Annotated in this window: 1 protein-coding gene and 1 pseudogene; both read left to right on the top strand. The window is 61.8% G+C overall.

All coding sequences use genetic code 11. From position 1 onward, the window contains the following. A pseudogene (locus FJT57_RS16315) lies at positions 1 to 471 on the top strand (hypothetical protein); the annotation flags it as partial. Positions 472 to 473: 2 nt separating this feature from the next. Then, positions 474 to 1291: hypothetical protein (locus tag FJT57_RS16310; RefSeq protein ID WP_144906895.1), on the top strand; the 818-nt coding region annotated here is incomplete at its 3' end.

Raw genomic sequence — 1291 nt, 5'->3', positions numbered from 1 at the left:
AAACGGTTTGTCCCGTTGGCTGTCCTCCCGCTTCCGGCCGCGATGGTCCTCAAGGGATACGATTTGATCTACGGCGGTGGAACGCTCACACCAGGAACAGCGTTCCTCAAGTATCTCGTCGCTGCGTCTCTCCCGCTGGTCGCCCTCTACATCACGTGGAAGACGTTCAAATACGCGACGCCGTTGACGGCCAAAGTCGTCGGCGGTGCGACGAAAGGCGCAGCACTCGTCGGCGGTGTCGCCGCTGGAGCCTACGTCGGTGGCGCCGGCGTCGCGACGACCGCCGCTCGGTGGGGGCCGAAAGCCGCCGCTGGCCACGCCGTCGCGCAAAAAGCAGCTGCTCGCGGTGGGCATGGAGGAAACGATGGCGGCACGCCGTCGTACCGTCGGACAGAGAATGACCCAGGTGGAGCGACAGCGGAGTCGGCGAGCGACGGGCGTGGGATGGAGTTTGATCGAGGAATCCACTAACAATGTCAGCAGATCAAGACGCGGCCGCACGGCGCATCATGGATCAGTTCGGCGAGGAGAGTCGCATCCCGTATCTCAATATCGAGGAAGGGGACGTCGGCATGCTCATCGCCTTCCCCATTATTGGGCTGTTTATCGCGGGGCTCACCGGGATCGAATCACTGGCCCTCCCGTTCGTTGCTGGCGGGCTTGGCTTTGGCATCGCCGTCATCTACGTCTCACCAACCCACCTGAACGCCTGGACGTGGACCAAAGATGTCTATCGGTACCTCAAACGGCCACAGGTCACGTTTAGTGCGCCTGCCAATGCCGACACGAGTACCAACGAGTCAGAGCGTAATGAAGGCGGACTCGCGAACTACACGCCGTTCAAGCCGGACGAGCGAACGCAGGACCTCACGAACATCAAGCGGGCGTGGCCGGGCGCTGGTGCCATCCAGCGTGAAGACGGCGCGATGGAGGCGTTCATCGAGATCGATCCGGCCAACATGGATTTCGCGATGTCCGACGACTGGGCGCAGCTCCAAGACGCTGGCGAAGAGTTCGCCAACAAAGAACTGGACTCGAAGCTCAAACTCCACGCCACAACCCGTTCATTTCCGGTGGAGCAGATCACCGAGACCATCGAGGAGCGCCTCACTGACGAAGACGTCACGGAGAACCCGATCTTCCGGGAACTCCTCGAAGAGTACCGGGAGACACGGCCGAAGGAGATGCGTGACCGGGGCATTCAGCAGGTCCGGTACTACATCGGCGTTGAAGTCAGCCCGATAGAAGTGTACGACCGCTTCCGCGACGAGGGCACCCCCGCCGAGAAGCT

Source organism: Halobellus captivus, from assembly GCF_007655485.1.
GTDB lineage: Archaea > Halobacteriota > Halobacteria > Halobacteriales > Haloferacaceae > Haloquadratum > Haloquadratum captivum.
The sequence above is the reverse complement of the archived record's forward strand: the minus strand, read 5'-3'. Positions and strand labels throughout refer to the sequence as shown.